At 40.7% G+C, this 1,413-nt stretch carries 1 pseudogene; it reads right to left on the reverse strand.

Features of this window, described 5'->3' with window-relative positions:
• Positions 1 to 1,413, reverse strand: a pseudogene (locus tag AACW06_RS19500) (hypothetical protein); the annotation flags it as partial.

Consider the following 1,413-nt stretch of genomic DNA (forward strand, 5'->3'; position numbering starts at 1 on the left):
GATGGGACACTAGATTGTCACGATAATCGAAATCTCTGCTTAACCCTACCGCGTCAGAGCCATCGGCTGATATGTCTCCATCGGTATCAGATAAGGCAAACTCCCCTGACGCAGAAATATTCTCATCATTGACATCATACCCATCATCAACATTACTTCCCTCAAATATATCTAACAATCCATCATGATCAGTGTCAGTGGTATCCGTGACTGAGGTAGCGGCTCCATCACCACGTTCGGCTATATCCAATACACCATCGTTGTCACTATCTGTATCTAGATAATCGAAAACACCATCACCATCACTATCTAACGGTAACGAACCTTGACTAGCCTCCGAACTGGTTGAACTTGTATCGCTATCGTAAGCATCGTCTAAACCATCGCTGTCAACATCAATACCGGACGGAGCTTGATAACCTGATGTAGTTTGCCATTCAACGTTATCTGTAATCCCATCATTATCACTATCTATATCAAGATGATCAGCGATACCATCCCCATCAGTGTCATTGTCTTGAACATCCAAATGCAATACATCGCGTGAGCTTGTGATCACTACACGGTCACTTGCATTGTAATCAATCGCTGTAAATTCAATGCTTTGCAACAACGACCCACCTACTGAGGTAAAAGTAAACGTTGGATATGGGTTAGCGGCATCGGCTGTATAAGCAAACTGATAGTAGCCACCACCTATATCGGTAGGTCCAGTAATAGCACTGGTGGCACCAGGGTCAATATTTAAAACAAACTGATCGGAAGTTAATACATTTCCTAATATATCCGTCAGCTTAATAGTGAACACCGCATTGTCACTACCCAAGTCCGAAATCGTAATTGAGTTTGACTGAACAATATCCCCTGAATTCGCAACAGAACTAGGATCTCCTAAATCAAGAACAAAGTGACCATTAGTATCCAAATTAGAATCGGCATCTTTGGTAGCGTTTGAATTTAATTTAGCAGTGAATATATTAGATGAAGCTCTAGCGTCAGCTTCTGTAATGTCGTCGAAAGTAAAAGTCCACGCATTTGCAGTATCATCATCTGCATATTGCCCAGTATTAATACTACCGGAAACTTGAGTAGAACCATCACCAATTGTCTCATCAGTAAAGCCAAATGAATCAAATTCTTCAGTAACTCCTCTTTCGACAGCATCGGTAATACCATCGTTGTCATCATCAATATCTACGGAATCAAAAATTCCATCACCGTCAGTATCTAGGTGTGTAAACGTCTCCGTATTACTCGTTACTGAATTACCTGCTTCGTCAGCTAATGTACTCGTTACACTATAATTTCCTTCAGCAACTAAACTTGGAATTAAAACATTAGCCGAACCATTGGTGATATCAGTATCAGTGAGGACATGAGTATAATCTGTTTGATTTCCTGAATTATCAGTTA

Origin of the sequence: Vibrio sp. S12_S33, assembly GCF_963889785.1 — a bacterium.
GTDB classification, from domain to species: domain Bacteria; phylum Pseudomonadota; class Gammaproteobacteria; order Enterobacterales; family Vibrionaceae; genus Vibrio; species Vibrio aestuarianus.